This window comes from Kocuria sp. U4B (assembly GCF_054875615.1).
On sequence record NZ_CM142180.1, the window covers coordinates 379044 to 405779 of the forward strand.

Here is a 26736-nt window from a genome sequence, read left to right on the forward strand (position 1 = left end):
CGGGCACTGCCCGGCCACCGATCCCGCCCGTCCGGCGACGACTCCGAGCAGGACTACGGTGGAACGCATGCCTCGACCGCACACCCCTGCTCCCCCGCGCCTGCGCGAGGTCCACCTGCCCGAGCTCGCCTCCGGCGCCCACGCCGGGATCTACGCCCACGGGACCTACGAGGCGCTGTCCTTCACCGGCGACGACCTCGCCGGGGTGGACCTGTCCGAGGCGCACTTCACCGACTGCTCCTTCGCCCGTCTGAACGTCCACGAGCTGGAACTCACCGGCACCCGGATCACCGACTCGCACCTGTTCCGCCTGGACGTCCCCACGGTCTCGGCCGCCTACGCGAGCCTCCGCAACACCGTGCTCGAGGCCTCCCGGCTCGGGGTGCTCCAGTGCGTCGAAGGCACCTGGGACGCCGTTCACGTCCGCGGCGCCAAGCTCGGGTACGTGAACCTGCGCGGGACGGGTCTGCGCGACGTGCTGTTCACCGACTGCGTCATCGAGGAGCTCGACCTCACCGGCACGCAGGTGGAGCGGCTGGCGTTCGCCGGCACGGAGCTCGGTGTCCTGGACGTCTCCGGCGCGGCCCTGAGCGACGTCGACCTGCGCGCGGTCGACCTGCCGGAGATCACCGGCCTGGCGCACCTGCGCGGGGCGGCGCTCAACCATCTCCAGCTGCAGCAGCTGGCTCCGGCGATGGCCGAGCACCTGGGCCTCTACGTGGAGGACTGACCGCCCGTCCGTCCCCGACTCCCGGGCCAGGGCGGCGTCCGAGCGGTCGTCGCCCACCGTGCCGGTCGCCGCCCTGCTCGGGCGTCGGCACCAGGGCGGCCTCGTGGCGGCGGCCGGTGGTCCGCCCGAGCCGGCGTCGAGCAGCCAGCCGGACCGCTGCCTGGTGGAGGGTTCCCTCGGGGACCTCAGGAGGGGCCCGGGAAGCGATCGGGCGTGCGTCCTGCTGAGGTCGTGGACGACCAGGCGCACCGTGGCGTCACGGGCGCGGGCGGTCGGGACGTGCTTCCTGCCGCCGCGCTGGTCCTGCGCTGCGGGCGATGCGCCCCAGCTCCTCCTGCACGATCTCCATCGCCCACTCGCTGCCCTCGGAAGCCGGTTCCATCAGCAGGTGGATCGCCAGTCCGTCGATGATCGCGTGCAGCCGTCGCGCCTCCCGTTCGATCTGCTGGTCACGGGCCCTGCCCGTCAGCATCTCCACCAGCCGGGTGCACGCCTCGCCCAGTTGTCGGTAGGCCTGATCCCTGATCGGCACCAGCTCCTGCAGGGCGGGGCTCTCGGCGATCAGGGCGATGTTGACCTCCAGCTCCGCCCGGCTGTCCGGCTCGAGCGGCAGCAGGTGCTGCACGATCTCCAGCGCGTACTGCCGGGGGTCGCTGGAGCGCGGGGTGGCCAGGATCCGATCCCTGGCGCGCTGGACCATCAGCTCCGCGGAGAACGCCAGCAGCTCCGCACGGGTGGGAAACACATGACGCAACGACCCGACCGCCACCGATGCCTGCTCGGCGACCGTGCGCACCGACACCGCGCCGATGCCCCGCTCCACGATGATCCGCCACACCGCTTCCGCCAGCTGCGCCTTCCGCGCGTCGCGGTCGATTCTCCTGGGCATGCACCTGAAAGTAGCACAGTCGTGCTACTGTGCCTTCTCAGCACGACCGTGCTAGAACGTGGAGAGACCATGAACCTGATCCTTGCGATCATCCTGGCGTGCGAGATCGGCTTCTGGGTGCTCATCGTCGCCGGGCTGCTCGCCCGCTATGCGCTGCGCCGGCCACGTACCGGTGCCGTCCTGCTGGCGCTGACACCGGTGGTCGACCTCGTGCTGCTCACCGCCACGGTCCTGGACCTGCGCGCCGGGGCGACCGCCGGCGTCGTCCACGGCCTGGCAGCCCTCTACCTCGGCTTCTCGGTCGCCTACGGCCACAAGACGGTCAGGTGGGCCGACACCCGCTTCGCCCACCGGTTCGCTGCCGGCCCCGCTCCCACCCGGAGCTACGGGGCCCGTCACACGAAGGAGTGCTGGAGGGACGTCGGGCGCACCGCAGTCGCGGTGCTGATCGCCGCGGGCCTGCTCCACCTGCTCACCGTCCTCGTCGGCGATCCCGGCAGGACCGGCGCGGTGACCGGTCTCCATCCGGTCCTCGGCATCATCTTCCTGCTCGACCTGATCTGGGCGGTCAGCTACACGCTCTGGCCGAAGAAGCAACCGCTCCCGGTGCCGTAGCCGGTCCTGTCGACGCTGCACCACCGCCTTCGGCCTTGCCCGTGGCCTGCTGGATCCCCGGCCTCGGTGGCCCGGTGGGACGACCCCGACGTGCGGTCACCTGATGAACCCGCCGGAGGTCGGGGACGATGCAGGTCGAGACCCGGTGGATCCTCGGAGGGGCACTGTCCGGGTGCGGCGGGTCGAGCGTGTGCGGTGCCGCCCGAGCCTTCCGTGTCCGCGACGGCGGACCGTGCTGGCCGGGCGGGCGGGACCGGCCGCGCCGGAGGACGTGCACGGGCACCGGGCGCCGGTGCTCCCCTGCTGCGGGTCCTGGTCCAGGCGCTCGAGCACGGACTCCTGCCGGTGCTCCTCCCCGGCCATCGGTGCGTCCCGCAGCGGTGAGACGGACTCCGGGGCTCCCGCCCGCAAGCGGCAACGGGAACCGCACCGAGGAGTCGTGCACTACCGTCGTGCTTCCGGAGCGTCGTGCTTCCGGAGCAGTGGAAGGAGGCAGGTTCCGATGGACGGGTCGACGTTGCAGGAGATCGCCGTGCGCACGGCGGCCGGGTTGCCGGCGGTGACGCACACCTTCCCGTTCGGCCCCGAGCACGACGTGTTCAAGGTGGCCGGCACGGTGTTCCTGATGGCCACGGAAGCGCCCGGGGAGCAGATCGTGACGCTCAAGTGCGAGCCCCCGCACGGCTCGGCGCTGCGCCAGGAGTTCGCCACGATCACCCCCGGCTCCCACATGAACAAGACGCACTGGCTCTCCGTCGCCGCCGGACTCGGGATCACCGAGCAGCTCGTGGCGGAACTGGTGCTCAGTGCCTACGCGCTCGTCCTCGAGGGACTGCCCGCTCCGCGGCGCCGGCTCGTCACCGGTGCGACCGGCGGGCGAGGGGCAGTGACCCGGCCGCGAGGGCCTGCAGCTGCTCGACGGCGGCCAGGGCAGGAGTTCGCGCGGGCGTCGACCCGCCCACCGGCTCTCTCGACCGGTCCGGCGAGGACGCCCCGGCCCGGGGTCGGGCACCGCACGGCAGGACGTCCGCCGAGGTCCCGAACGTGCGGAAGACTGTGAGTCCTCCGGCCACGAGGTCCCGGAGCAGTCGAGGGGAGGGTGCGGGTGCGTCGATCTGAACCGGAGGCGCGGGGCCCACGATGCGGGGGGCACGGCGCTCGCCGAGCTCGCCGCCCCCTGGGCATCGTGCTGCTGGGCGTCGACGGGGCCGGGAAGACGACCACGGCCGCAGCCCTGGCCGCGGCGGTCCGGGCTGCGGGACGGCCGGCGATCGTGCTGCGCAACCGCTCGGGTCGCCGCTGGCTGACCCGCACCTCGGCCCGTTTCGGGGTGGAGCTGCCGGCGCGCTGGGCGGACCGGGTCGAGACCGTGGTGCGCACCGCCAACGTGATCGTGTCCCGGACCCGGGCGAGGCACCGGGACGGGCTGGTGGTGCTGGACCGCCACCTGGTGTGCCAGCTGGTGCTGCGCAGAGCCCGGGGCCTGCCGCCGGGCCGCGTCCTGCCGCGGCTGGCCGCCGCCTGGCTGCGCTCCCAGACCGTCGTCGTGCTCGACGCCCCGGCCGGGACCGCCCACGAACGGATCCTCGCCCGCGGGGAGGACGACGAGTCCCTGGAGTTCCTGCGCACCACCCGGGCCATCTACCTGGAGCTGGCCCGCGCCTGGGGCTGGAGCGTGGTGGACGCGACCGGGACGACGGAGCAGATCGTCGCGCGGATCGCGGAGGCCGCCGGCCTCTGACGGGCCCGCCGTCCCACGGCGGTCGCCGGAGGCCGGGAGGTGGTCCCCAGCCATCGGCGAACTGCTTGCGCGACGGGATGCCAGCCGCACTCCGTGAGGCCGCCACGGACAGGGCGCTCGACGACGGCCGGCAGGAGCGACGACCAGCGTCAGCATGGCGGGCCGCTGACCGGATCACCCGGGGCCCTCCGGGGCATCGGGACGCCAGGACCGGCCGTCCGCGGGAGGGGCGGCAGCCTCCCGGGCCGCCGTGTTGGCCCGACCGGTGGCGGAGACCAGCACGGCCGCCTCCGTGAGCAGCCCGGTCAACCCCACGACCACGCCCCAGCCGCTCCCGCCCAGCACGGCACCCACCAGCGCCGCGACCACGGTGAGGGCCGCGACCGGCACCGTCCTCCCCACCCGCGGCAGGGCCGCGGCGTGGCCGGCGACCCAGGCGGCGTCGGAGGCCTGGGTGTGCCGGGTGCGGATGCCGACCAGGCCGTTGCGGTCGAGGGCTCCCCCGGCGGCCGCGCGGGTCATGGGCACGCACACGGCAGGGATGACGACGAGGCCGAACAGCAGAGGGATCAGGGCGAGGAGGTCTTCGCTCATGGGCCGCTTCCGGTAGGGGCTTCCACCGTACGCGCCGCCGGCAGGACGCCCCCTGCCGGCGGCGCCGTGGCTGTCCGGGCGAAGCCGGCCCCGCCCTGCCCGGATGCTGTCCGGTCGACGGACCAGGACACGCAGGGACCAGCTGGGGCAGAGCCGGGGAACCGCTGGTGCACGAGCACGAACCCGTCGCGGTCGTTCACCCGTCCTGCCGTGTGGAGCGCAGGTGTTGCCGGCCGGCCCTGCGGACGGCCGCGGTGATGCGGGTCAGCCGCTCCGAGTCCAGCGTCCAGGTCTGCCAGTGGAGCACGACGTCGCGGTGGGCCTGGTCCTCGAGCACCACCAGGGGCCCGCCGACGAGGTCCGCCCCCAGCTGCAGCTCCGGGAGCATGCCCCAGCCCAGGCCGGCGCGGACGGCCGCGAGGAACCCTTCGGAGGACGGGACGGTGTGCGTGGGCGGGGACTGCTCGACCCCGCGGGCCCGGAGGACCTGGTGCTGCAGGTCGTCCTTGGCGTTGAACCGCAGCACGGGCATGCCCGCCCAGTCCAGGCCGCCCTCGGTGGTGAACCGGCGACGCAGCTCGGGGGTGGCCACGGGGAGGTAGCGCATGGACCCCAGCCGCTCGACCCGGCACCCGTTGACCGGTGCGGGATCGGCGGTGACGGCTCCCAGCACGTCGCCTCGGCGCAGGAGGCGGCTGCTGTGGTCCTGGTCCTCCACGTGCAGGTCCAGGGTGGCGTCCGCCCATCCCGCGGCCTCGGCCAGGACGGGCACGAACCAGGTGGCCAGGGAATCAGCGTTGACGGCCACCGGGGTCACGGTCCGGGAGGAGCTCCCGTGGCCCAGGGCATGCCAGGTCTCCGCTTCGAGAGCCTGCACCTGGCGGGTCGTGCGCAGCAGCACCGCCCCGGCCTCGGTGGGGGTGCAGGGCGTGCCGCGGCGCACCACGACCTGGCCCACGGAGGTCTCGAGGGCCTTGATGCGCTGGCTCACGGCCGAGGGGCTGATTCCCAGCAGGTCCGCGGCCGCCTCGAAGGTCCCCTCGTCGATGATCGCGGTCAGGGCGCGCAGGTGCTCGAAGTGCATGCAGCAAAACTAATGCATCGATGCATTCTTTCATTTGTCTTCAGTCGGTGGTCTGGCTACGGTCGAGGCCATGTGGAGCATCTGGGGCACCGGGATGATGACCGGCCTGGCACTGATCGTCGCCATCGGCGCGCAGAACGCGTTCGTGCTGCGCCAGGGCATCCGCCGGGAGCACGTCGGGGTGGTGGTGGTCCTGTGCATGGCCGGCGACGCGGTGCTGATCCTCGGCGGCACCGCCGGGATCGGGGCCGTGGTGTCCCGGTTCCCGGAGGCGCTGGACGTGCTGCGGTGGGGCGGGGCCGCCTACCTGACGTGGTGGGGCGTGCGGTCCTTCGTCTCGGCGCTGACACCGTCGTCCTTGACCGCCGGGGCTGCGCGGTCGCGGGGATCGGTGATCACCACCACCCTGGCCCTGACGTACCTGAACCCCCACGTCTACCTCGACACCGTGGTGCTGCTGGGCGGCCTCGCCAACCAGCACGGTCCCGGTGCCCGGTGGGTCTTCGCGGCCGGGGCCGTGGTGGGCAGCGTCGTGTGGTTCTCCGCCCTCGGCTACGGCGCCCGGGCCCTGTCCGGCGTGCTCGACGACCCGCGCACCTGGCGGGCGGTGGACCTGGTGATCGGTGTGGTGATGCTGGTCCTGGCCGTCGGCCTGGTCCGGGGCTGACCCCACCGCCGGCGACGGCCACGGCCCCGGGGGCAGCGCCGGCAACGCCGGCAACGCCACTTCCGGCCCCGCCCTGGGCGCACCGCCGGCCCTGGTCCCGGCCTGCGGCGCGGGACGAGGCACCACCCCGCCGTGTTCGTGCTGTCCACGGCGCCCTCCGGGGCACGCGGCTGTACATCCCCACGGGCCTCCCCCTAGGGTGGAGGGCAGGTGAGCCGGGAAGTCTGGTCGGCATGTTCTGTCGTCGACCCCTCCTGGAGGAGCCCCCGTGGCCACCACCGATTCCCACCACCCGCACTCGGCCCCGACCGGCCGGGGCAGCTACGCCGAGGTCCTGCGCATCGGGGAGATCCTGCGCCGGGAGACCGTCGGCGGGATGCTGCTCGTCGCCGCCGCGGCGCTCGCCATCATCTGGGCGAACTCCCCCTGGGCGGACAGCTACTTCGCCCTGCGCGACCTGAAGGTCGGCTACGCGCCCTGGCACCTTCAGCTGTCCCTGGGCGCGTGGGCGGCCGACGGGCTGCTGGCCGTCTTCTTCTTCCTGGTCGGCCTCGAGCTCAAGCGCGAGTTCGTCGCCGGTGACCTGCGCGAGGTCCGCAAAGCTGTCGTGCCGGTGGCCGCGGCGGTGGGCGGCGTGGTGGTGCCGGCGCTGATCTACACCGCCGTCAATGCCTCCAGCCCCGCCACGGTGGGCGGGTGGGCGATCCCCACGGCCACCGACATCGCCTTCGCCGTGGCCGTGCTGGCGATCATCGGCTCCCACCTGCCCTCGGCCCTGCGCCTGTTCCTGCTGACGCTGGCCGTGGTCGACGACCTGCTGGCCATCTCCATCATCGCGGTCTTCTACACCGAGGAGGTCCACCTGAGCCCGCTGCTGTGGGCCCTGCTCCCGCTGGCCGCCTTCACCGTGCTCACCCAGGCCTTCCGCCGGTTCTTCGGCACCCGCCCCTGGGCGGCGTGGGTCGTCCTGCTGCCCCTGGGGGTGCTGGTGTGGGCCCTGGTCCACGCCTCCGGGGTCCACGCCACCGTCGCCGGGGTCCTGCTGGGCTTCGCCGTGCCGGTGATCCGCAGCCAGGCCTCCGGCGGGCCCACCGCCGGGCCGGGGCTGTCGGAGGAGTTCGAGCACCGCTTCCGCCCGCTCTCGGCCGGGATCGCGGTGCCGGTGTTCGCGTTCTTCTCCGCCGGTGTCGCCCTCGGCGGCTGGCAGGGCTTTACCACCGCCCTCACCGCCCCGGTGACCCTCGGCGTGGTCGCCGGGCTGGTGGCCGGCAAGCCGATCGGCATCCTCGCGGCCACCTGGGTGACCACCCGGATCACCCGCACCCGCCTGGACCCCTCCTTCGGGTGGATCGACCTGTTCGGCGTCACCCTGCTGGCCGGGATCGGCTTCACCGTCTCCCTGCTGATCGCCGAGCTGAGCTTCGCCCCGGGCAGCGCGGAGGCCGACCAGGCCAAGGTCGCCGTCCTCACCGCCTCCGTGCTGGCCGCCGCCCTGGCCACCGTGGTGCTACGCGCCCGCGACCGCCACCACCGTGACGTCCAGGCCGAGGAGGCCGTCGACGCCAACGCCGACGGCGTCCCCGACGTCTACGAGCACGACCGCGGCGTCTGAACGGCACGGGAGCCAGGCTCCCGTCCTCCTCGTGCCGGCGCCCCGGCCCTCAGGGCCGGGCTCCGGGCCGGGTGAAGGCCAGCCAGACGGTGGGGACGAGACCGGGGCCGGCCGGGGCGTGGCCGGTCCCGGCGAGCTGGTCGTTGAGCCGCCCGTCGTAGGCCGACAGGAGCAGCCCCGCCAGCTCGCCGGCCTCGACGGTGAAGGCGAGCCCCTGGTGGTCGGCCACGCGCCCGAGCGCCTCCGTGACCGCGGCGGTCAGGGCGGCTCGCTGCTCGGAGACGACCTCGCGCACCCGGGGTGAGCGGCGGGCGGCCAGCAGCAGCTCGAGGCGCACGGAGTGCCAGGTGGTGTCGGAGGTGAAGTCCGACATCCCCTCGACGACGCGCCCCACCACCGTGGCGGTGGGCTCCCCTGCCGCCAGCCAGGTCTCCAGCTGATCGTCGAGCCGGGTGATCAGCTGCCCGACGTGGTCCTCGTACATCGCCAGGGCGAGGTCGGTCTTGGAGGCGAAGTTGCTGTAGAAGGCGCCTCGGCTGAACCCCGCCGCCGCGCACAGCTCCTCCACGCTGGCCCCCTCGATCCCCTTCTCGGCGAAGACGGCCGCGGAGGTGGCCAGCAGCCGGGCCCGGGTGGCCGCCCGCGAGCGCTTCGCGGCCGGGTCGCCGGCGGTGGGGGTGTCCATGGTGAGCCTCGTCCCGTGCATCGGTGTGTCCAGCTTCCATGCACCAGTGTATCGTCAGGTTCCAAAAGTCGATACACTCGTGTATCCAGTCGGTTGCCGAAAGGTCTTCCCATGCCCGCGCTCCCCCCGTCCCGCCCGCACGCCCCCGCCCACCGGAGACGCCGGTCCCCCTGCCGTTCCGTGCGGTTCTGGCTGCTGCCCGTCCTGATGGTGGCGCTGCTGGCCGCCGCCGGGACCGGGTTGTACATGGGGGGGCTGGCCAACCCGACCGCGCACCTGAAGGACTTCCCCGTCGCCGTGGTCAACCAGGACGCCGGCGCGCAGGTGCCCGGCGAGGACGGGGCCACCGTGCAGCAGAACCTGGGCCGGCAGATCGTCGACGGCTTCGTCGAGGAAGCCGCCGAGGGCGGGGAGCTGGACCTGCGGGTGCTCTCCTGGGACGAGGCCCAGCGGCAGCTCGGGACCGGGAAGATCTACGCCGCCGCGGTCGTCCCGGAGACCTTCTCCGCCGACGCCGTCGGCCTGGTGTCCGGGTCCCTGACCCAGGAGCAGACCGCGCGGCCGACCGTGACCGTCTACACCGACCCCCAGGCCGGAGCCCTGGGCACCCGCCTGGCCACCGGGGCGATCGAGCCGGGGCTCGAACAGGCCGGCACCACCCTGGGCGCACAGCTCACCGCGGCCGCCCAGGACGCCGAGGACCGGGCCCGCGCGCAGGTCGAGCAGCAGCTGGCCGACAGCCAGGCCCAGCAGGTCCGCCGGATGCAGCAAGCCGCCGCCCAGGCCGGGCCCGCCGCCCAGGTCTTCGCCCAGCAGCTGGCCCAGCAGCAGGACACCCCCGCCCGGCTGGCCGACCAGCTCGCCCCCCGGATCAGCGCGGCCTCGGCCGTGCTGCTGGCCGACCCGGTCCAGGTGACCACCACCGCCTACCACGACCTCGAGGAGGGCACCGCCCTGGGCATGGGCGCCTTCTACTACGCCATCCTGCTGCTGGTCCTCGGCCTGACCGGGTCCATCGGCATCAACGTGCTCGTCGACGGGCGGCTGGGCATCGCCCCGCTGGAGCTGGGCCCGCGCTTCCGGCAGGGCCTGGCCACCACGCCCTCGCGCCCGGTGACGTTCCTGCTCAAGTGGGGCCTGTTCGTCGTCGCCGCCGCCCCGGCGGCCGGCGTGGTGATGTGGGTCGCCCACGCCGCCGGGGTGCCCCTGCCCCACGGGCAGGTGCTGCTCCTGACCAGCTGGCTGGCGATGGCCGCGGTCTCGGCGGTGGTCTTCGCCCTGCTCACGCTCTTCGGCAGCGCCGGGATGCTGCTGGCCATGCTCTACCTGGTCCTGATGGGCCTGCCCTCCGCCGGCGCCGTCGTGCCCCTGGAAGCCCTGCCGGCCTTCTTCCGCGCCATCGCCCCGGCCGAGCCGCTGCACCACATCGCGATGGCGGTCCGCTCCGTGCTCTACTTCGACGCCGCCCCCGGCGCCGGACTGCGCACCGGCGCCCTCGCCCTGACCGCGATCCTGGCAGCGGCCGTGCTGGTGGCGCTGGCGGTCGGCACGGCCTACGACCGGACGACCGGACGCCGCGGGGCGGCGGCACAGCGGGTCGGGCCCGCCGTCTGACCCGCCCGCCCGGGAGGGCCGGCCGCCCTGCTCGGGGACAGCGGCCGGGCACCGCGCCCACGGACCCTCCGCCGCCGGCCCCTACCGCGGGGCCGCGGGCCCAGGACCTACGAGGCCACCCGGTCGCGTGCGGTGCGACGCGCTCCCGTGGAGCCGGCCTCGGCGTCGGGCCGGTTGATCTCGGCCCACACCTCGTCCAGGGACAGGCCGAGGACATCGGCGATCGCGGCGACGGTCGGAAAGGCCGGAGTGGCGACACGACCGGACTCGATCTTCCGCAGGGTCTCCGGGGAGACGCCGGCATCGAGGGCGGTCTCGAGCATCGAGCGCTCTCCCCGGCCCCGGCGCAGCAGGGCGCCGAGGCGCTGCCCGCGTTCGACCTCGGCGGCAGTGAGCGGCAGTCTGACCATGGCTCCCATACTAGGACCGGGATAACATGGCCGGTATAATCATTGGTCACCCGAGGAGGACGCCCATGATCGAGATCCTGAGTACGGCCGAGCTGGCCCGGGCGAAGGACACCGGCGCCCTGGTCGCCGGCATCCTGCAGACCCTCAGGAGCCGCACCACGGCCGGGACGAATCTCCTCGACATCGACCGGTGGGCGCAGACCATGATCCTGGAGGCCGGGGCGCGCTCCTGCTACGTCGACTACGCCCCGTCCTTCGGACGTGGGCCGTTCGGCCACTACATCTGCACCGGGGTCAACGACGCCGTGCTCCACGGGCTGCCCCACGACTACGCGCTGGCCGACGGAGACCTCCTGACCCTGGACCTCGCCGTCTCCCTCGGCGGCGTCGCCGCGGACGCGGCCATCAGCTTCCTCGTGGGCGAGGCGACACCCCCGCAGAGCGTCGCGATGATCGAGACGACCGAACGCGCGCTGTCCGCGGGGATCGCCGCGGCCGTACCCGGAGCTCGCGTCGGCGACGTCTCCCACGCCATCGGCTCCGTCCTGGGGGCGGCGGGCTACCCGATCAACACCGAGTTCGGCGGTCACGGCATCGGCTCGACGATGCACCAGGACCCGCACGTGGCCAACACCGGCCGGCCCGGCCGCGGCTACAGGCTGCGCCCCGGGCTGCTGCTGGCCCTGGAGCCGTGGGTCATGGCCGACACCGCCGAGCTCGTCACCGACGCCGACGGGTGGACGCTGCGCAGCGCGACAGGCTGCCGGGCGGCGCACAGTGAGCACACGATCGCCATCACCGACGCCGGACCCGAGATCCTCACCCTGCCGACGCAGGAGCAGCAGTGACGGCGGCGCCACGCGTGCCCCCGGGATCGGTGCGGCCGAACCGGCTCCCGCCCATGGACGGCGCGACCGGTGGACCGATTCGCCGCCATGAGCCCCCCCCCGTTACCTTTTTCATGGCTCTTCAGTCCGTCAGGATGAGAGGTGCTGACCGGTCGGTTGCCGGCATGATCGTTGCCCCCAGTCGCCCATGATCCGGGGGTGTTGTCACCGGCAACCGGTCCGGTGGTCACGGATCGCTGATAGAGGCGGGATCTCCTTCGAGGACCTTCGTAACGTGGATGCCGAGCGTGACCACCACCCGGCCGGTCAGTAGACGCTGTGGGCCCACGTTGAGGAGGCAACACCATGAGCGAGCAACGCCCGGCCGTGTTCATCGGCCTGGACGTCGGCAAGTCCGACCACCACGCGGTGGCCGTGACGAGCACCGGGAAGACGGTCTATGACAAGGCGCTGCCTAACGACGAGGCCCGGCTGCGCGCGATCCTCGAGGAGCTGGTTGCAATCCACGGGCCGGCGCTGATGGTCGTGGACCAGCCAGCCACCATCGGCGCCCTGCCGGTGGCCGTGGCCGAAGCCACCGAGCAGGTTGAGGTGGCGTATCTGCCCGGGTTGGCGATGCGCCGCATCGCCGACCTGCACCCGGGGAGTGCGAAGACCGACGCCCGGGACGCGTTCATCATCGCCGAGGCGGCCCGCACCATGGCCCACACCCTGCGGAACATCCGGGTGGATGAGGCTCAGATTGCTGAGCTGGCGGTGCTGGCCGGTTTCGACGACGACCTGGCCGCCCAGATCACCGCAACCAGTAATCGGTTGCGCGGGATGCTCACCCAGATCCACCCCGCCCTCGAAAGGGTGCTGGGACCGCGGGTGACCCACCCGGCGGTGGCGGATCTGCTCACCCGCTACCCCACCCCGGCGAAGCTGGCCGCGGCCGGCAGGGGCCACGTGCGGGCGAGGCTGAAGAAGCACGCCCCCCGCCTGGCCGAGTCGTTGACCGAGGAGATCTTCGAGGCCCTGGCCCAGCAGACCGTGGTGGTGGCCGGCACCGAGGCCGCGACCACCGTGGTGCCCATCCTGGCCGGGCAGCTGGGCGCCCTGATCCACCAGCGGGCGACGGTGGCTACCCAGGTCGAGGCCCTCGTGGAGGCCCACCCTCTTTGCCCGGTCCTGACCTCGATGCCCGGAGTGGGGGCCAGGACCGCCGCGAGAATCCTCACCGAGGTCGTGGGCAAAGACTTCGCCGATGCCGGGCACCTGGCCTCTTACGCCGGGATCGCCCCGGTCACAAGACGGTCGGGGACCTCGATCCGCGGCGAGCACGCTCCCAGGGGTGGGAACAAACGCCTCAAGAGAGCCCTGTTCCTCTCGGCCTTCGCCTCGCTCCACCATCCGCCCTCGAGGGCCTACTACGACCGGAAACGCGCCCAGGGCAAGCGCCACAACCAGGCGATCATCGCCCTGGCCCGCCGCCGGACCGACGTGCTCTTCGCCATGCTCAGGAACGGCACCCTCTACCAAGACCCCACCGGGCCCCAAACGCCGTCAACGGTGGCCCTGGCCGCTTGACCAAAACCATAGAGGCACCCCCCCGCCCCGGGGGACTTGTCCAGGCGGCCCTGCCCGTCACGGTCCGCACAGGTGCCCAGGCCCGAGCGCGAGCCGTCCCCTTCCGGACCGGCGCAGCTCCTGGCCAGGGGCGCCTGCTTCGCCTAGGGTGAGGCCCAGGTCGAGCAGTGGCCGCCAGGACTTCGAACCCGAAGAAGGTCACTGCCATGGACCATGGTCCTTCCGACGTCGCTCCGGTCGATGTCGCCGGAACGCGCGCGAAGCCGCTCTCCCGGGGCCTGCTGGGGCACCACCCGCGGGCGGAGGACCGCTCCCTGCCGTCGGGGCCGTCCCGACCACCGCACCCCCGTGACCCGGAGCAGGTGCGCGGGCCCGCCGGCTCGTACCGCAGCTGGTGGAAGGCGATGGCACGGCGCATCGGCGACCGGCCCGACGCCGGCGAGCCGCCGGCGGCGGTGCTGTCCGATCCGGGGCGGGACGGCACCGGTCGACCCCGCAGCGGGGAGGCGCCGTGGCCGCCGGTGGTGCTCCGCCATCCCACCGTGGCCGATGCCGGGCACCTGTGGCGCATCGCCAAGGAGTGCCACAGCGTGGACCTCAGCGTCTCCTATGCGTATCTGCTGTGGTGCCGGGGCTTCGCGCGGACCTCGCTCGTGGCGGAGGAGGACGGCGCCGTGGTCGGTTTCGTCCTGGGACACCGGCGCCCGGACGCACCCGGGGTGCTCCTGGTCTGGCAGGTGGCCGTGGCGGCCCGGGCGCGGGGGCGGGGCATCGCCGCAGGCCTCGTCGACGGACTGATCGACGCCGTCGAGCTGTGCACCGCCGTGGAGACGAGCATCCGTGACGACGACCAAGCCATGCAGCGGCTCTTCCGGTCCGTGGCCGGTGCGCGCGGCGCCCAGCTGGTGCTCTCGCCCGCGCCGGGCACCGCCGCCCTCCCCGACGGGCACGACGCCGAGCGGCTCCACCGCATCACGCGTCTGCGCCGGCCGTGCTCACCCGTCCTGCACGCCTGCCCGTGAGCGGGCGGTGGCTCACTCGTCGATCTCCTCGGCCTTCGCCTCCCAGGCGGCATGGGCGTCCCGGGTCTCGGTCGGCCGGTGGGTCTCCCGCAGGGCCCTGAGCGCGGCGTTGCGCTGCTGGACGAGGGACTCCGCGGCGGCCCTCGTGGCCGCGTCCTGACGGATCTGGGCCCGCGTGGCGGTGACGGTGTCCATGATGACCTCCACCCCCCTGCCCCCGCCCTCCAGGTAGGCGAGCCGGACCCCCCGCTCCCGGTGGAACAGGTACCGGTCACTGGTCTGCCCGAGGCCGGTGTCGAACTCGTCGTCCGTCAGGTCCGAGATCATCGCCGCCACCCGGTCCAGGCGGGCGTCCACCTCCGGGAGCTGGTCGTGCCGGCGGGCACCCGCCCGCAGGGCCCACACGGACCGGCCGTGCTGCCGCAGCCGGTCCACGTCCCAGTCGGCCTTGGGCACCACGGCCAGCGTGCGGGGGATCAGCGAGACGTCCCGCTGCTCCGCCTGGTCCGGGACGGGCCGCAGCTGCCACCGGAGCCAGGCCGTGCGCATGTCCTCTTCCCCGGCCCGCCGGGCTTCCGCCACCACCTCCTGGTCGGCTCGCGCCCGGGAGGGGTCCTCCTCCCGGGCGGTGGTCTCCCCGGCCGTGCCGATCCGGGCCTGGAGGGCGCCCACCAGCACCCACATCACCCAGGCGACGAGGGCCAGGACGACCACGGCTTCAGCGATGATGATCATGGACGGCAGCAGGCGACGAGGACGGGACGGCCGGAGCCGTCGATGCTCTTCTCATAGCGGATCCCCCGAACACTGTGATCACTCAGGCAACCAGCGCAGCCGCTCTCATGGGGTGGCGAGCTCTGCGGCCAGTTTATCGCTCCCCGGTCCGGATGCGGCCTCCGCATGCCCCCTGCTGCGGCCCGCGCCCGCTCCACGGCGCCCCGCTGTCGTCCCGGGCGACCTGCCGGACCCACGTCCCCGGCGGGTCCGGCCACCGGTCCCCCGAGAGGGGAGCGTCTTGGTCGTCGTCCTGCGACCCCGCGAAGGGCCTCCGCGGGAACGTCCTCCTGAGTGGACGCGCACGGGGCGGGAGCCGACGCCATCCCCGCGCGGGCTCAGATGTTGGAGGCATCCGGGGGCAGATCCGCCGGGGGCCGGGAGGACCCGCCCCGCTCCGTCCCCCCGGGGCAGTCCGTCCCGAGCGTGTAGGCCGTCATCGACAGGGACCCGTAGGAGTAGCCGTCGACGAGCACGCGGGTGTCCGCCGCCCCGGCCGCCCCGGCGAGGCCGGCCAGGTAGAGCGAGGGAATGAAGTGGTCCGGGGTGGGCACCGCCTGGCGCCAGTCCCGGTGGGCGTCCAGCGCCGCCAGCTCGGTGGGGACGGAGAGCATGCGCTCCTTGGCGTCCTCGTTGAAGCGCCTCGCCCAGTCGTAGCCGTCGTCGGCGAGCTTCCAGTTCATGCCGCCCAGGTTGTGCACGATGTTGCCGCTGGTGATGATCAGCACCCCGGCCTCGCGCAGCGGGGCCAGCTGGGCACCGAGCTTCAGGTGGTAGTCCAGCGGCTTGTCGGCGTTGATGCTCATCTGCAGCACCGGGATCGAGGCGTCGGGGAAGGCGTGCACGAGCACGGACCAGGTGCCGTGGTCGATGCCCCAGCTGTCGACGTCGGCCCCCACCCAGGTCGGGTGGACGGTGTCGCTGATCTCCTCGACCAGGCCCGGCAGCCCGGGGGCGGGGTACTGCACGTCGAACAGCTCCTGGGGGAACCCGTAGAAGTCGTGGATCGTGCGCGGGGCCGGCATGGCGGTGACCGCGGTGGCGTTGATGTACCAGTGCGCGCTGATCACCAGGATCGCCCGCGGCCGCGGCACCGACTCCCCGAACGCTCTCCAGGCGCTGGTGTACCGGTTGGTCTCCAGGGCGTTCATCGGGTTGCCGTGGCCGAAGAAGGCCGCGGGCATCAGGATCTCGGAGGTGGTGTCCTGCAGGCTCATCGTGGCTCCTCCGCACCAGCTCCCGACGGAGCCCGGCCGTAGTGGGTCGTTGCGGTCATCCTGCCGTGCTCGTCCCGTCCTCGCCAAGGGCCGGTGCCGGGGACGGCCGGAGAGGCTCCGCCGCGCGCAGCACCGGCGCCGCGCGGGCGTGCGGAGGGCGGGCCCGGCGGTGGCCGGCCGGGGTGGGCCTCGGGTGCTGGCCGCCGGGACGGCGACCGTGTCCGGTGGCCCGGGACCGGGCGGGAGCGGTTCACAAAACGCACAAGCACGGCCGGCCATGGCGACCGGCACCGTCCCCGCCCAGAATGGAGGGGGCCGGGGCGCCGCGCCCGAGGCCGGCGCCCGCCCCTCGACGCCCCTCGTGCCCAGCACCCCGACGCCCAGGGCCGCACGGCGCCCACCAGGACAAGGAACCCGCCCATGACGCCCAAGCTCTCGGTCCTCGTCCAGGTCGCCCCCGACGGGAGGCACGTGACCCTGGCCGTCACCGGCACGCTGACCGAAGCCCACCAGCCGGTCCTGCCATCACTGGTGGAGCAGGCCCGCACCGCCTTCCCCGACGCGAGGCTCACCGTGGATCTCCACCAGGCCCAGCTGCACGGAACGACCGCGATCGGGCTCCTCGCCCGCGACCTCCGGTCCGGGGTGCCGGGGAGCGGATCCGTGCGGATCACAGCCCCGGGCCGCCCCGGGTGGGGCACGTCCGTCCGCGGACGATCCGCGCTCCCCGCCGGACGAGGTCAGCGACGCGGAGCGCCCCGGTGGCTCCGCCCCTCGGCCCTCCTGCCCCGGGCAGACGGGGCCGGGCGGCGCTCCGGGGGAGCGCCGCCGACCGGGGCGGGGCCCCGGGACATGCGCTGACCGGGCCGCCCGGGTCGGCGATGGCCTCCGCACCAGTCAGGGCTTCATAACAATCCCCCGCACACGCCGGAGGAGCATTGCGCCCGCCGGCGGAGGTCGGGATCGTGGACGGCACGACGGCGGACCCGCACCGGATGTCACAGGGGTTCCGGACCCGGCTCCCGCCGCGTTCTCGGGAGAGGCAGACCGCAGCATGGGGCGAATGACGACGGTCGTGGCCGGGACGGCCGGTACCCCTGCGGCGCCGCCGAGCCTCCGGGCAACCTCACGCCGTCGGCACGCCGGGGCCATCGGGGAAGCGCACCCGGAGGGCCGGCTGGGCAGCGGGTGGCGGCGATGAGCGCGTGGAACGCGGATACTGCGGCGGGCACGTCGGCCCCGGACGCGGTCACCGTCGTGGAGGGCTCCTCGTTCTGCATCTCGACCCAGAGCGGCGACATCCATCCTGGGCAGGCCCAGGGAGCTTTCTACCAGGACACCCGCATCCTCTCCCGCTGGTTGCTCACCGTGAACGGCATGCCGCTGGAGCCGCTCACGGGGCGGAGCCTGGAACCCTACCGGGCGCTGTTCGTGGGCCGGCCGAGGCGGCTGGACGGGGTCGCGGACGGCGCCCTGGTCGTGGAGCAGGAGCGGCACGTCGGTCCTGGGCTGCGCAACGACATCCGGGTGCGCAACTTCTCCCAGCGGCCCGTGGCGTGCCGGATCGAGATCGGCGTGGACGCGGACCTGGCCGACCTCTTCGAGGTGAAGGGCGGCAGGACCGCCTCGTTCACGGACCGCAACCGGCACATCCGCCCGGAGGAGCTGCAGCTGGAAGCCGTCCGCGAGGGCTACCGCCGGGGCGTGGTGATCAGCGCGTCCGGGGCGGCGATGCAGGAGAACGCCGTGGTCTTCGAGACCGAGGTGCCGGCGCGCGGCGCCTGGTCCGCTCGCGTCGTCTGCACCCCGCTGGTCGAGGGGGTGGCGCCGGAGAACCCGTTCACCGGGGCGGGTGGAACGGTGCACCACGAGGCGGCTCGCCGCTACGCCGCGTGGGAGGAGGACGTCCCGCGCCTGTCGGTCACCGACCGCAACGTCGAGAACGTCCTGACCCGCAGCCAGGCCGATCTCGGTTCGTTGCGGATCTTCGACGCCGAGCACCCCGACCGGGTGGCCGTGGCGGCCGGCGCGCCGTGGTTCATGGCCCTGTTCGGCCGGGACTCCCTGCTGTCCTCCTACATGGCGCTGTGCGTGGACCCCGCCCTGGCAACGGGCACCCTGCAGACGCTGGCCTCCCTGCAGGGGGAGAAGATCGATCCGGACACCGAGGAGGAACCGGGCAGGATCGTGCACGAGGTGCGCCTCGGTGCGAGCGCGGGCCTGGCCATGGGGGGCGGCCAGGCCTACTACGGGACCGCGGACGCCACCCCCCTGTTCGTGTCCCTCATGGCCGAGGTGAGCCGGTGGGGCCTGGCCGGGGACATCCTCGACTCCTTGCTGCCGCACGCCGACCGGGCCCTGGAGTGGGTGGAGAAGTTCGGGGACCGCGACGGCGACGGCTTCGTGGAGTACGCCCGCCACAACGAGCACGGGCTGCTGAACCAGGGCTGGAAGGACTCCTGGGACGGGATCAACTTCGCCGACGGACGCCTGGCGGAGCCTCCCATCGCCCTGTGCGAGGTGCAGGCCTACGTCTACAGCGCCTACCTCGGACGGGCGGTGCTGGCCGCGCAGCTGGACGACCAGGAGGGCGCCGCGACCTGGACCCGGCGCGCCGCGGAGCTGAAGGAGGAGTTCAACGAGCGGTTCTGGCTGCCGGACAGGGGCTACTTCGCCGTGGCCCTGGACAAGGACAAGCGCCCGGTCGACGCCTGCGCGTCCAACATGGGGCACTGCCTGTGGCTGGGCATCGTCGACGTCGAGAAGGCCCCCCGGGTGGTGGAGAGGCTCATGTCGCCCGAGATGTTTACCGGCTGGGGCATCAGGACACTGGCCTCGGACATGGGCGCCTACAACCCGGTGAGCTACCACAACGGCTCGGTGTGGCCGCACGACACCACCCTGATCGCCACCGGCCTGATGCGCTACGGCTTCGTCGAGGAAGCCGCCCGCGTGGCGCAGGGGTTGTTCGCCGCGGCGGAGCACTTCGGCGGGCGGCTGCCGGAGCTCTTCTGCGGCTTCTCCCGCCAGGAGTACACCGAACCCGTGCCCTACCCCACCTCGTGCTCCCCCCAGGCCTGGGCGGCGGCCTCACCGGTGCAGCTGATGCGGGCCCTGCTGCGCTTCGACCCCCTCCTGCCGCGGGGGCAGGTGCACCTGGCCCCGATCCTGCCGGCGCAGTTCGGCACCTTCCGCGCGGACCACGTCCGGCTCGCCACCTCCCACATCACCGTCCGGGCCGAGGGGACCGCCGCCACCATCGACGGGCTCGCCCCGGGGACGGTGCTGCGGCGGGATCCCCGCCCCCGGCTGGAAGAGACCCTCGGCCCGGGCTACCCCCACCCGCCGGGCCACTAGAGGAGCCGGCCATGCAAGGTGCACATCGACTCCCGACGGGCCGCGGTCCCGGCCCGGACGACGAGGCCCCGCGTCCCGGAGGCCTCGGCCCACGCCCTCGGCGGCTCGTCGGGTAGGGCGGCACGGATGCGCATCGGCCTGGTCGTCGCCCCCTGGTTCCCGGTACCGCCGACCGGGTACGGGGGCACCGAGGTGGTGGTGGACACCCTGGCCCGCGGCTTCGCCGGGGCCGGGCACGACGTGGTGCTGGCCGCCGCTGCCGACAGCACCTGCCCCGTGCCCCTGCTGCCCGGCACGGACGCCGCCGACCCGGCTGCTCTCGGGGCCACCGGGTCGGAGCTCAGTCACGTCCTCCGGGCCTACGCGGGGCTGGCGGGGGTCGACCTGATCCACGACCACACCCTGGCCGGGCCGCTCTATCGGCACCGCCCGCCCGGCGTGCCGGTGGTGACGACCCTCCACAGCCCGTTGACACCGCACCTGCAGGACATCTGCCGGGCCGCCCCGGACACGGCGCTGGTGGCCATATCCCGCGACCAGATCAGCCGCACCCCCGGTCTGCGCGTCGCCGCCGTGATCCCGCACGGCATGGACCTCTCCGCCGTCCCGGTCGGTCAGGGCCGCGGCGGGTATGCGTGCTTCCTGGGCCGGATGTGCCCGGACAAGGGCGTAGCCGAGGCGATCGTCATCGCCCGCGCGGCGGGGATCCCGCTGAAGATCGCCGCCAAGATGCGCCAGCCCGACGAACTGCGGTACTTCCACGACGTCGTCGAGCCGATGCTGGGCCCGGACGTGGAGTTCCTCGGCGAGGTCGGTGGCCAGGAGAAGTACGAGCTGCTGGGCAGCGCGACGGCTCTGCTCAACCCCCTCCAGTGGCCGGAGCCCTTCGGCCTGGTGATGATCGAGGCCATGGCCACCGGCACCCCGGTGGTGGCCACCTCCCGCGGCGCGGCCCCCGAGATCGTCGACGTCGGCACCACCGGCTACCTGGCGCAGACCGCCGAGGACCTGGTCCCCCTGCTGGTGGACGCCGCCGCGCTGGACCGGCCGGCCGTGCGGGCCGCGGCGGAGCGGCGGTTCAGCATCGAGCGCATGGTCGACGACCATCTGGCCCTCTACGCACGGCTCCTGAGGACCCGTCGGGGCCCGTGAACCACCGATCCTCTCCCGGGCCCACCTCGACGGAAGGACGGGCCGCCCCGCCGTCGCGGGCTCCGCCCCTCGACGCGGGATTGGAGCCCGCGACCGGCTCAGGACCGCGTCACTGGGCCTCCCCGCCCGAGGCGGCGTTGGAGGGGCGGGTCCACGGCCCGGTGATGGCCAGGGTGAAGCCGGGGGACTGGATGTTGGCGAACAACCACTTCCCGTCGTGGGAGAAGGCCGGGCCGCAGAACTCCGAGTTGTTGTACTCGTTGCGCGCCATCGGGTAGGACTTGCCCTGGTCGGTGACGCCCACCAGGTGGGAGACCCCGGAGCCGTCCTCGGCCAGGATCAGCCCGCCCTGCGGGGCCACGGTGATGTTGTCGGGCCCGTCGAAGTGCCCGTCCTGGGCGGGGTCCGGATTGACCCCGAAGATGGTGCTCAGCGTGACGGTCTCCGTGGCGGGGTCGTAGAGCCAGACCTGGCCGTCGTGCTCGTGGACGGACCCGTCGGAGGTGCGGGCGAAGCTGGAGACGAACCAGGCCCCGCCGTCGGCCCACCACTGGCCCTCGAGCTTGCGGGCCCGGGTGACCTGGTCGTCGGTGAGCTGCTTGCGCACCGAGGTGGTGCGGGCGTCGCGGTCCGGGACGTCGGTCCACCGGACCTTGTAGCGGGTCCCGATCCGGGTGGCCTCGGAGAGGTCGCGGATGGGCGTGTCGCCCCGGAAGCACTGCATGGCCTGCAGCCGCCCGGCGGTGTCCCCGCCCGGTGCCTGGGCGAGGGTGCGCAGGGCGTCCTTGCCCGGGACGAAACCGGACGGCGGGCTCCAGCGCAGGTAGAGGCCGTTGGGGTTGGAGGCGTCCTCGGTGAGGTAGATCTGCGTGGTGGCCGGGTCGATCGCCACGGCCTCGTGGGAGTAGCGGCCCAGGAACTTCAGCGGCACCGCGGACTTGCCGAGGTTGGCCTCACGACCGGTGGGGTCGACCTCGAAGACGTAGCCGTGGTCCTTGGTGTTGGTGCCCGTGCCGGCGCGGGCCTCGGTCTCCTCACAGGTCAGCCAGGTGCCCCACGGGGAGATGCCGCCGGCGCAGTTGTTGTTGGTGCCGGCCACCGAGGTGTACTGGTCGACCCGGTTCCCGTCGGCGTCCACGACGAGGGTGGAGGTGCCGCCGACGGCTCCGGGGTCGTAGGTCAGCCCCTCCACGGCAGGGACCGGGTGCGGTTCCCTGCCGCTGTTCTCGTGGTTGCAGATCAGCACGGACCCGCCGTCGGGGCCGTCGAACACGCCCATGCCGTCGGGGTCGGAGGGGTGGGTGCCGTCGGCGGTGGGGGTCTGCCCGGAGCGGGCCAGCAGCTTGTAGGAAAAGCCCTCGGGCAGCGCCAGGATGCCCCTGGGGTCGGGCACCAGGGCGCCGTAGCCGACGGCGTTGCGGGTCGCGGCGTTGGCCGGACGGGCGAAGGGGGCCAGGCTGCCGGCGCCGGCGAAGGCGAAGCCCAGGGCGGCTGCGCCGGCACCGGTGCCCAGGAAGCCGCGGCGGGAGAGGGGGGTGGACACGGAGGTGCTCCTCATCGGTGGGGGGTGTTCGCGTACGGAGGCCCGGGGACGCCTTCGCAACGGTGGTGCGTGGCCGGCGCCCGGGCCCGGTCGGTGGGGCTGCCGGGGAGAGGCGCGGCAACCGGTTCAGTTCGCAGGTGCGGAGAGGAACTCCTCGAGCCCTTCGAGGTCGTCGGTGTTGATGTGGTCCACTCCGGCCGCGCGCAGCTCTGTCCACAGCTTCTCGCGGGCCGGGCCGGCGAGGTCGTTGGTGGCCCAGAACCGCACCCGGTAGCCGGCGCCGTGGGCCTGCGCGACGTAGGCGCGGAGCCGCTCCCGCTCGGCGGCCGGCATCTCGCCCGCCCCCTGCCAGGTGAACAGCCTGGTCCAGTTCTCGCTGATCAGCGGCATGAGCCCCGGGTCCAGTCCCTGGCCCAGGTCGGTGGAGCGTCCGTCGTAGAAGGAGTACCGGGTCTCGGCGGCCTGCATGTCCGCCAGGGGGCGGTTGCCGCTGATGACCGCTTCCACGGCACGGTCCCTGATCTGGCCGTCCTGGTAGCGGGTGATGAACTTCCTGTGCTCGGCCAGCTCCTCCTCCACGGCGGCCCAGGTGTCCGCCCCGCCGCTCTTGAGGTCGATGAGCAGCTGGAAGTCCCCGTCGTAGCCCGGGTAGAGCTGCTTGCCGTTCGGAGAGACGAGCTGGGCCAGCGGATCCAGGTAGGCCTCCTCCAGGGTCGGGGCGTCGGCCAGCTCCCAGGAGTCGTGGGCCACCCGCAGCTCGCCGTCCACCAGCCACACATCGGCCTCCACGGAGGTGAACCCGTGCTCGAGCGCGTCCAGCAGCGGCCGCTCGTGCTCGTAGTCGTTGTGGGCGTGGGCCTGGGCCAGCGGCTCGCCCAGCTCGACCTCGGCGGCCGCCGCCGTCTGCGGGACGGCGAGCGAGACCGCGACGGCGCCGCCGGCCGTCAGGGTGCGCAGGAACAAGGTCATGAGGAGGTCCTTCCACGAGGCATCGGGAGCGCCCTCACCGTGCAGGCCCTCGGTGACCGGCGGCCCTCCGCCGCGTGACGGTGCGGCCAACAGCCGACGAACCCCGAGGGCGCCTCCCGCCCGCGGCCTGTCCTGCCGGGGACCGCCCGGATCCTCTGCGCTTCACCGGTCGAGCCCTCAGGACTCCGTGGGAGCCGTTGCCGGCAAGGTCATGAGCACGGCGGGTCGTCGAGTGACCGCTGCTGCTCCGCGTCGCCCCTCCCGGCCACGTCGGGGCGGCGGTATCCGCCGAGCGTCAGCCCGCTCGCGGCGGCCTCGTCCAGCACCACCGTGGTGCGTGGATGGAACTGCAGCACCGAGGCCGGGCACCGGGCCGCCACGGGGCCCTCCACCGCCGCGGCGACGGCCGCCGCCTTGCGCTGCCCCTGTGCGACGAGCAGCAGCTGCCGCGCCTCGAGGATCGTGCCGAGCCCCTGGGTGAGGCAGTGCGTGGGCACGTCGTCGGGACGGTCGAAGAAGCGGGCGTTGTCGGCGCGCGTCTGGGCGGACAGCGCCAGCGCCCGGGTGCGGGAGGACAACGACGACAGGGGTTCGTTGAAGCCGATGTGGCCGTTGGTGCCGATCCCGAGGATCTGCAGATCGATGCCACCGGCCGCGGCGATCGCCTGCTCGTACGCCTGGGCGGCCTGCTCCAGGTCCGCCCCGGAGCCCTCCGGCACGTGGACGCGGTCGGCCGGCAGGCCGAGGGGGCCGGCGACCTCCCGCTCCAGGTACGCGGCGTAGCTGTGCGGGTCGCCGGGTGCGAGCCCGACGTACTCGTCCAGGGCGAAGCAGGTGAGGCGTGCGAGCTCCAGCTCCCCTTCCCTGCGGCGCCGGGCCAGCTCCCGGTAGATCCCGACCGGGGAGGACCCCGTGGCCACGCCGAGCACGGCGTCGGGTTCCCGGGCGATCCGGGCGGCGACGACGTCGGCCGCGTACGCGGCGACGTCCGCGGCGCTGGGCAGGATGACCACGTCCATTCCGGGGTTCCTCTCGTCGGCTGGAACACCATTGTCCGCCGTCGACGCCCGGGCCCGCGGCGATGCCGGGCCGTGCTGCCGGTGGTGGGCACCACGCGCCGCACGGCGTCCGTGTACGCCGAGGAGGGCCTGCGCGTCAACGCCGCGGTCCTGACCTCCGACGACGGGTGGTCCGCCGTCCGATCCACGCCGCTGGGGCCGCTGGGAGCAGTGCGTGGTGAGCCGGGGGGCTAGCCCTCGGCGGCGTCGACGGAGCCGGGGGCCCTTCTCGTCCGCGAGGGCTGGACGAGCGGGCGCTCCATGACGACGTCGTTCTCCTGGCGGTCGCCGATCGTGAAGCGCCGCCGCCCCACGACGGTGAAGCCGTGCCTGGTGTAGAAGGTGATGGCGCGGGCGTTGTCCTGGTTGGTGCCCAGCCACATCGCGCGGGCGCCGCGGTCCCGGGCGGCCTTCGTGCACGCGGTGATCAGGCGTGCGGCGGCACCGGTGCCGTGGTGCTCGGCGGCGACGTAGCACTTGCTCAGTTCCGCCGCCGGCCGCGCGGCGACCGCGCCGGCGACCTCCGGATCGGCGGGGTCCCCGAGCACGACCATCGCGTAGCCGCGCAGCGTCCCGCCGGTGTCCTCCACGAGGACCACCCGGTGGGGATCCTGCAGGTACTCGGTGAAGCGGCCGGTGGAGAGGAACTCCTCGATGAACGCCGCGACGGCCCGCTCGCCCAGATGCGGCGGGCACGCGAGGGGGAAGGTGCCGGCGGCCAGCTCGGCCAGGGCGGGGACGTCGGCGGTCAGGGCGGGGCGGACGGGCACGGGGGTCCTTTCGACGGCGGAGGGGCTTGGAACAGGATGCCTGCTCACCGGAGCCGCCGCACACCGGCGCGGCCGGTGCGGGCTTCCCGCCGTGGGCGCGGCCGTCCCGAGCTGCACACGGCCGCAGTGGGCCGTACCTCGTCCAGGAGAACATGCCGGCCGGGCGCCTGCTCCTCGAGCACTGCTGCGGCGGCCCGGCGGCGATCGACGGCGCGCCGATGGACCAGTGGACGCCGGAGAGGTCTCGGCGCACGTGCAGGGCAGGAACGGCCTCGCCGCGCGGCGCGAGGGCACCGGCGAGTTCGTCGAGGCCCAGGCGCTGTCCCCGGCGGGCACGTTCCTCACCCAGGGCCCCGGACCCTGCCAGGACCAGGCCGCAGAGGACCATCAGCGCGGCCCACCGGCCGTCCACGAGGACGACGAGGGCGGCGCCGGGGAGGAGCGCCAAGCAGCAGGTGGCGGTCAAGGGCGAGGTCCGGGGACCGCGGGTCATGATGCCTGTCGGGGGTGCCTGCGCTCCCACGATGGGGCACGGGAGGCGGCAACGGCGGCAGCGATCCGCCACATCGTTCGTCGATCCACCGGGCGGGGCAGGAGTACGCCGCCGGGTGCTGGATGCGAGGAGGCCGCCGCGACCCGGCGGCGCCGGGCACCGGTCTGGGACGCTGGGCCGCCGAGACCCTCCCTCCTCCTGCGGAGGGCGGGTTCTGCGTCGCCGCCAGCACGGGCCCGGACGGCGGACGGTCCACGAGCACGACCACGGATGTCGGACCGGGGTGCGCGGTCACCACGGCCCGCGCCCCGACGGGCGCCGGAGCCGCCTCCCGGACCGGCCCCGCGCAGTCGACGCCGGGCGGTGAACAGGGGGCCTGCGGTGCCGGGAACTGCCCGGCCGCTCCGGTGGCCACGACGACCTTCCTCGGCGCCTCGGCCGAGGCCCCGTCCGAGACGATCACGGTGCAGGTCGAAGCCGACGCCGGGGAGTTCTTCCGGGGTGTCTCCGGCTCCCCCGCGAGCGCCCCTGGACGACCCGTCCCGGCCGGCCCCGGACGGTTCCCAGGCCGTGCACGGGCGCCGGGCTCAGGCTCCCGTCGCGCCGGAGGTCGCCCGGTACGCCGCGCGGTCCTCGTCGGTGATCGGCCGCAGCACGCGGCACGGGTTGCCCGCGGCGACCACGTCCGGTGGCACGTCGCGCGTCACGACGCTGCCCGCCCCGATCACCGCGCGGGCACCGAGGGTCACGCCCGGGCCGAAGAGGACGAGGTCGCCGGTGGTGATGGGCACGGCCGAGGATCGCGCGGTCGTGGTTCGCGCAGGCGCCGCTGCCCATCGTGATCTGGCTGCCGCAGTCGCACCGGAACGAGGGCTCGAGCCACACGTGCTCCCCGACCGACCCGAGCAGGGTCCGCAGCAGCTCCGCGCGCCGGTCCTCGGCGCCGGGGTGGGCGCTGTTGTCCTCGTGGAGGGCGCGCTTGACCGACGCCCGTTGCCGCGTGAGCTCGGGGCCGCGTGAGCGGCAGGTCCGCCCCGCGACCATCCGCTGCCTCTCCGCTCGTCCGCCCGTGTGTCCGTCCGTGCCCACGGGCACTCCTTCCGGCCTCGTTGTCCGCCGCGACCGTCGCCGTCGGCCACGGGCGAGACCCCGCGGTCGACGGCTGCGCCGGTTCCGCCCCGGTGGACCGGTGCCGGCCGGGAGTTCTCGTGGTCGAGACCGGAGGATCGGCGGGGGCGCTGCTGCGCCGGAGGATCATGGCCCCGGTTCCGCCAGGGAGCCGAACGATCAGGCGGGCGGGTCGGCGTCGTCGAGCGCCCTTCC

Annotated in this window: 25 protein-coding genes and 1 pseudogene; 13 read left to right on the plus strand and 13 right to left on the minus strand. The window is 73.8% G+C overall.

The genetic code is table 11. The features are described from left to right. Positions 1 to 67: 67 nt before the first annotated feature. Positions 68 to 730, plus strand: a complete 663-nt coding sequence (locus ACYSMR_RS01745) for a pentapeptide repeat-containing protein (RefSeq protein WP_461747184.1) — start codon at positions 68 to 70, stop codon at positions 728 to 730. 256 nt (positions 731 to 986) lie between these two features. Here ACYSMR_RS01745 and ACYSMR_RS01750 read toward each other — a convergent pair whose 3' ends face one another. After that, entirely contained in the window at positions 987 to 1619 is a 633-nt protein-coding gene (locus ACYSMR_RS01750) for a TetR/AcrR family transcriptional regulator (protein ID WP_309125353.1), read from the minus strand. 69 nt (positions 1620 to 1688) lie between these two features. Between ACYSMR_RS01750 and ACYSMR_RS01755 the strand changes: the two genes are divergently transcribed. From ACYSMR_RS01755 to ACYSMR_RS01765, 3 genes are all read left to right on the plus strand, one after another. Further along, entirely contained in the window at positions 1689 to 2234 is a 546-nt protein-coding gene (locus ACYSMR_RS01755) for a hypothetical protein (protein WP_308222188.1), read from the plus strand. A 502-nt stretch (positions 2235 to 2736) separates the two neighbouring features. Beyond that, on the plus strand, positions 2737 to 3294 hold the full coding sequence (locus ACYSMR_RS01760; protein WP_461747185.1) for an MmcQ/YjbR family DNA-binding protein: 558 nt from the start codon (positions 2737 to 2739) through the stop codon (positions 3292 to 3294). Between the two features lie 126 nt (positions 3295 to 3420). Then, positions 3421 to 3975, plus strand: a complete 555-nt coding sequence (locus ACYSMR_RS01765) for an AAA family ATPase (RefSeq protein ID WP_461747186.1) — start codon at positions 3421 to 3423, stop codon at positions 3973 to 3975. A gap of 174 nt (positions 3976 to 4149) precedes the next feature. Here ACYSMR_RS01765 and ACYSMR_RS01770 read toward each other — a convergent pair whose 3' ends face one another. Beyond that, positions 4150 to 4569 (minus strand): SdpI family protein, encoded by a 420-nt coding sequence (locus ACYSMR_RS01770; RefSeq protein ID WP_251333407.1) that lies wholly within the window; start codon positions 4567 to 4569, stop codon positions 4150 to 4152. A 196-nt stretch (positions 4570 to 4765) separates the two neighbouring features. Further along, positions 4766 to 5653 carry a LysR family transcriptional regulator ArgP gene (locus ACYSMR_RS01775; RefSeq protein ID WP_461747187.1) on the minus strand — a complete coding sequence of 296 codons (888 nt, stop codon included), beginning with the start codon at positions 5651 to 5653 and terminating at the stop codon, positions 4766 to 4768. 70 nt (positions 5654 to 5723) lie between these two features. Between ACYSMR_RS01775 and ACYSMR_RS01780 the strand changes: the two genes are divergently transcribed. Both ACYSMR_RS01780 and nhaA read left to right on the plus strand, forming a co-directional pair. Further along, complete coding sequence (locus tag ACYSMR_RS01780) at positions 5724 to 6320, plus strand: LysE/ArgO family amino acid transporter (protein WP_251333409.1); 597 nt, start codon at positions 5724 to 5726, stop codon at positions 6318 to 6320. Positions 6321 to 6558: 238 nt separating this feature from the next. Then, positions 6559 to 7932 carry a Na+/H+ antiporter NhaA gene (gene nhaA / locus ACYSMR_RS01785; RefSeq protein ID WP_461747997.1) on the plus strand — a complete coding sequence of 458 codons (1374 nt, stop codon included), beginning with the start codon at positions 6559 to 6561 and terminating at the stop codon, positions 7930 to 7932. A 49-nt stretch (positions 7933 to 7981) separates the two neighbouring features. Here nhaA and ACYSMR_RS01790 read toward each other — a convergent pair whose 3' ends face one another. Continuing rightward, on the minus strand, positions 7982 to 8617 hold the full coding sequence (locus ACYSMR_RS01790; protein WP_461747188.1) for a TetR/AcrR family transcriptional regulator: 636 nt from the start codon (positions 8615 to 8617) through the stop codon (positions 7982 to 7984). A gap of 111 nt (positions 8618 to 8728) precedes the next feature. Between ACYSMR_RS01790 and ACYSMR_RS01795 the strand changes: the two genes are divergently transcribed. Further along, entirely contained in the window at positions 8729 to 10231 is a 1503-nt protein-coding gene (locus ACYSMR_RS01795) for an ABC transporter permease (RefSeq protein ID WP_461747189.1), read from the plus strand. A 107-nt stretch (positions 10232 to 10338) separates the two neighbouring features. Here the strand turns inward: ACYSMR_RS01795 and ACYSMR_RS01800 are convergent, their stop codons facing one another. Continuing rightward, complete coding sequence (locus ACYSMR_RS01800) at positions 10339 to 10641, minus strand: helix-turn-helix transcriptional regulator (protein ID WP_251333413.1); 303 nt, start codon at positions 10639 to 10641, stop codon at positions 10339 to 10341. 65 nt (positions 10642 to 10706) lie between these two features. On the opposite strand from ACYSMR_RS01800, the gene map reads away from it, so the two are divergent. The 3 genes from map (at position 10707) to ectA (ending at position 14080) form a co-directional block, all read left to right on the plus strand. Further along, on the plus strand, positions 10707 to 11489 hold the full coding sequence (gene map / locus ACYSMR_RS01805; protein ID WP_251333414.1) for a type I methionyl aminopeptidase: 783 nt from the start codon (positions 10707 to 10709) through the stop codon (positions 11487 to 11489). A gap of 345 nt (positions 11490 to 11834) precedes the next feature. After that, positions 11835 to 13058 (plus strand): IS110 family RNA-guided transposase, encoded by a 1224-nt coding sequence (locus ACYSMR_RS01810; RefSeq protein ID WP_461746870.1) that lies wholly within the window; start codon positions 11835 to 11837, stop codon positions 13056 to 13058. A gap of 206 nt (positions 13059 to 13264) precedes the next feature. Beyond that, the gene (ectA, locus tag ACYSMR_RS01815) at positions 13265 to 14080 is read left to right on the plus strand and encodes a diaminobutyrate acetyltransferase (protein ID WP_461747190.1); all 816 of its coding nucleotides are present in this window, start codon (positions 13265 to 13267) and stop codon (positions 14078 to 14080) included. 12 nt (positions 14081 to 14092) lie between these two features. On the opposite strand, the gene ACYSMR_RS01820 is transcribed toward ectA, so the two are convergent. Both ACYSMR_RS01820 and ygiD read right to left on the minus strand, forming a co-directional pair. Next, the gene (locus ACYSMR_RS01820) at positions 14093 to 14815 is read right to left on the minus strand and encodes a hypothetical protein (RefSeq protein WP_251334618.1); all 723 of its coding nucleotides are present in this window, start codon (positions 14813 to 14815) and stop codon (positions 14093 to 14095) included. A 377-nt stretch (positions 14816 to 15192) separates the two neighbouring features. After that, complete coding sequence (gene ygiD, locus ACYSMR_RS01825; RefSeq protein ID WP_309125316.1) at positions 15193 to 16071, minus strand: 4,5-DOPA-extradiol-dioxygenase; 879 nt, start codon at positions 16069 to 16071, stop codon at positions 15193 to 15195. Between the two features lie 420 nt (positions 16072 to 16491). On the opposite strand from ygiD, the gene ACYSMR_RS01830 reads away from it, so the two are divergent. The 3 genes from ACYSMR_RS01830 (at position 16492) to ACYSMR_RS01840 (ending at position 20580) form a co-directional block, all read left to right on the plus strand. After that, positions 16492 to 16932, plus strand: a complete 441-nt coding sequence (locus ACYSMR_RS01830) for a hypothetical protein (protein WP_309125315.1) — start codon at positions 16492 to 16494, stop codon at positions 16930 to 16932. A gap of 336 nt (positions 16933 to 17268) precedes the next feature. Beyond that, positions 17269 to 19428, plus strand: a complete 2160-nt coding sequence (locus ACYSMR_RS01835) for an amylo-alpha-1,6-glucosidase (RefSeq protein WP_461747191.1) — start codon at positions 17269 to 17271, stop codon at positions 19426 to 19428. A 126-nt stretch (positions 19429 to 19554) separates the two neighbouring features. Further along, entirely contained in the window at positions 19555 to 20580 is a 1026-nt protein-coding gene (locus tag ACYSMR_RS01840; protein ID WP_461747192.1) for a glycosyltransferase family 4 protein, read from the plus strand. A gap of 109 nt (positions 20581 to 20689) precedes the next feature. On the opposite strand, the gene ACYSMR_RS01845 is transcribed toward ACYSMR_RS01840, so the two are convergent. From ACYSMR_RS01845 to ACYSMR_RS01870, 6 genes and pseudogenes are all read right to left on the minus strand, one after another. Further along, complete coding sequence (locus tag ACYSMR_RS01845) at positions 20690 to 22123, minus strand: alkaline phosphatase PhoX (protein WP_461747193.1); 1434 nt, start codon at positions 22121 to 22123, stop codon at positions 20690 to 20692. Between the two features lie 126 nt (positions 22124 to 22249). Then, the gene (locus ACYSMR_RS01850) at positions 22250 to 23092 is read right to left on the minus strand and encodes a phosphatidylinositol-specific phospholipase C/glycerophosphodiester phosphodiesterase family protein (protein WP_251334622.1); all 843 of its coding nucleotides are present in this window, start codon (positions 23090 to 23092) and stop codon (positions 22250 to 22252) included. 209 nt (positions 23093 to 23301) lie between these two features. Next, complete coding sequence (nagB, locus tag ACYSMR_RS01855) at positions 23302 to 24111, minus strand: glucosamine-6-phosphate deaminase (protein WP_461747194.1); 810 nt, start codon at positions 24109 to 24111, stop codon at positions 23302 to 23304. A gap of 230 nt (positions 24112 to 24341) precedes the next feature. After that, positions 24342 to 24920 (minus strand): GNAT family N-acetyltransferase, encoded by a 579-nt coding sequence (locus ACYSMR_RS01860; protein WP_461747195.1) that lies wholly within the window; start codon positions 24918 to 24920, stop codon positions 24342 to 24344. A gap of 1080 nt (positions 24921 to 26000) precedes the next feature. Beyond that, a complete protein-coding gene (locus tag ACYSMR_RS01865) occupies positions 26001 to 26204 on the minus strand; it encodes a hypothetical protein (RefSeq protein WP_461748055.1) in 204 nt (67 codons plus the stop codon). Positions 26205 to 26316: 112 nt separating this feature from the next. After that, positions 26317 to 26457: pseudogene (locus tag ACYSMR_RS01870) on the minus strand (maltose acetyltransferase domain-containing protein); the annotation flags it as partial. Positions 26458 to 26736: the final 279 nt, after the last annotated feature.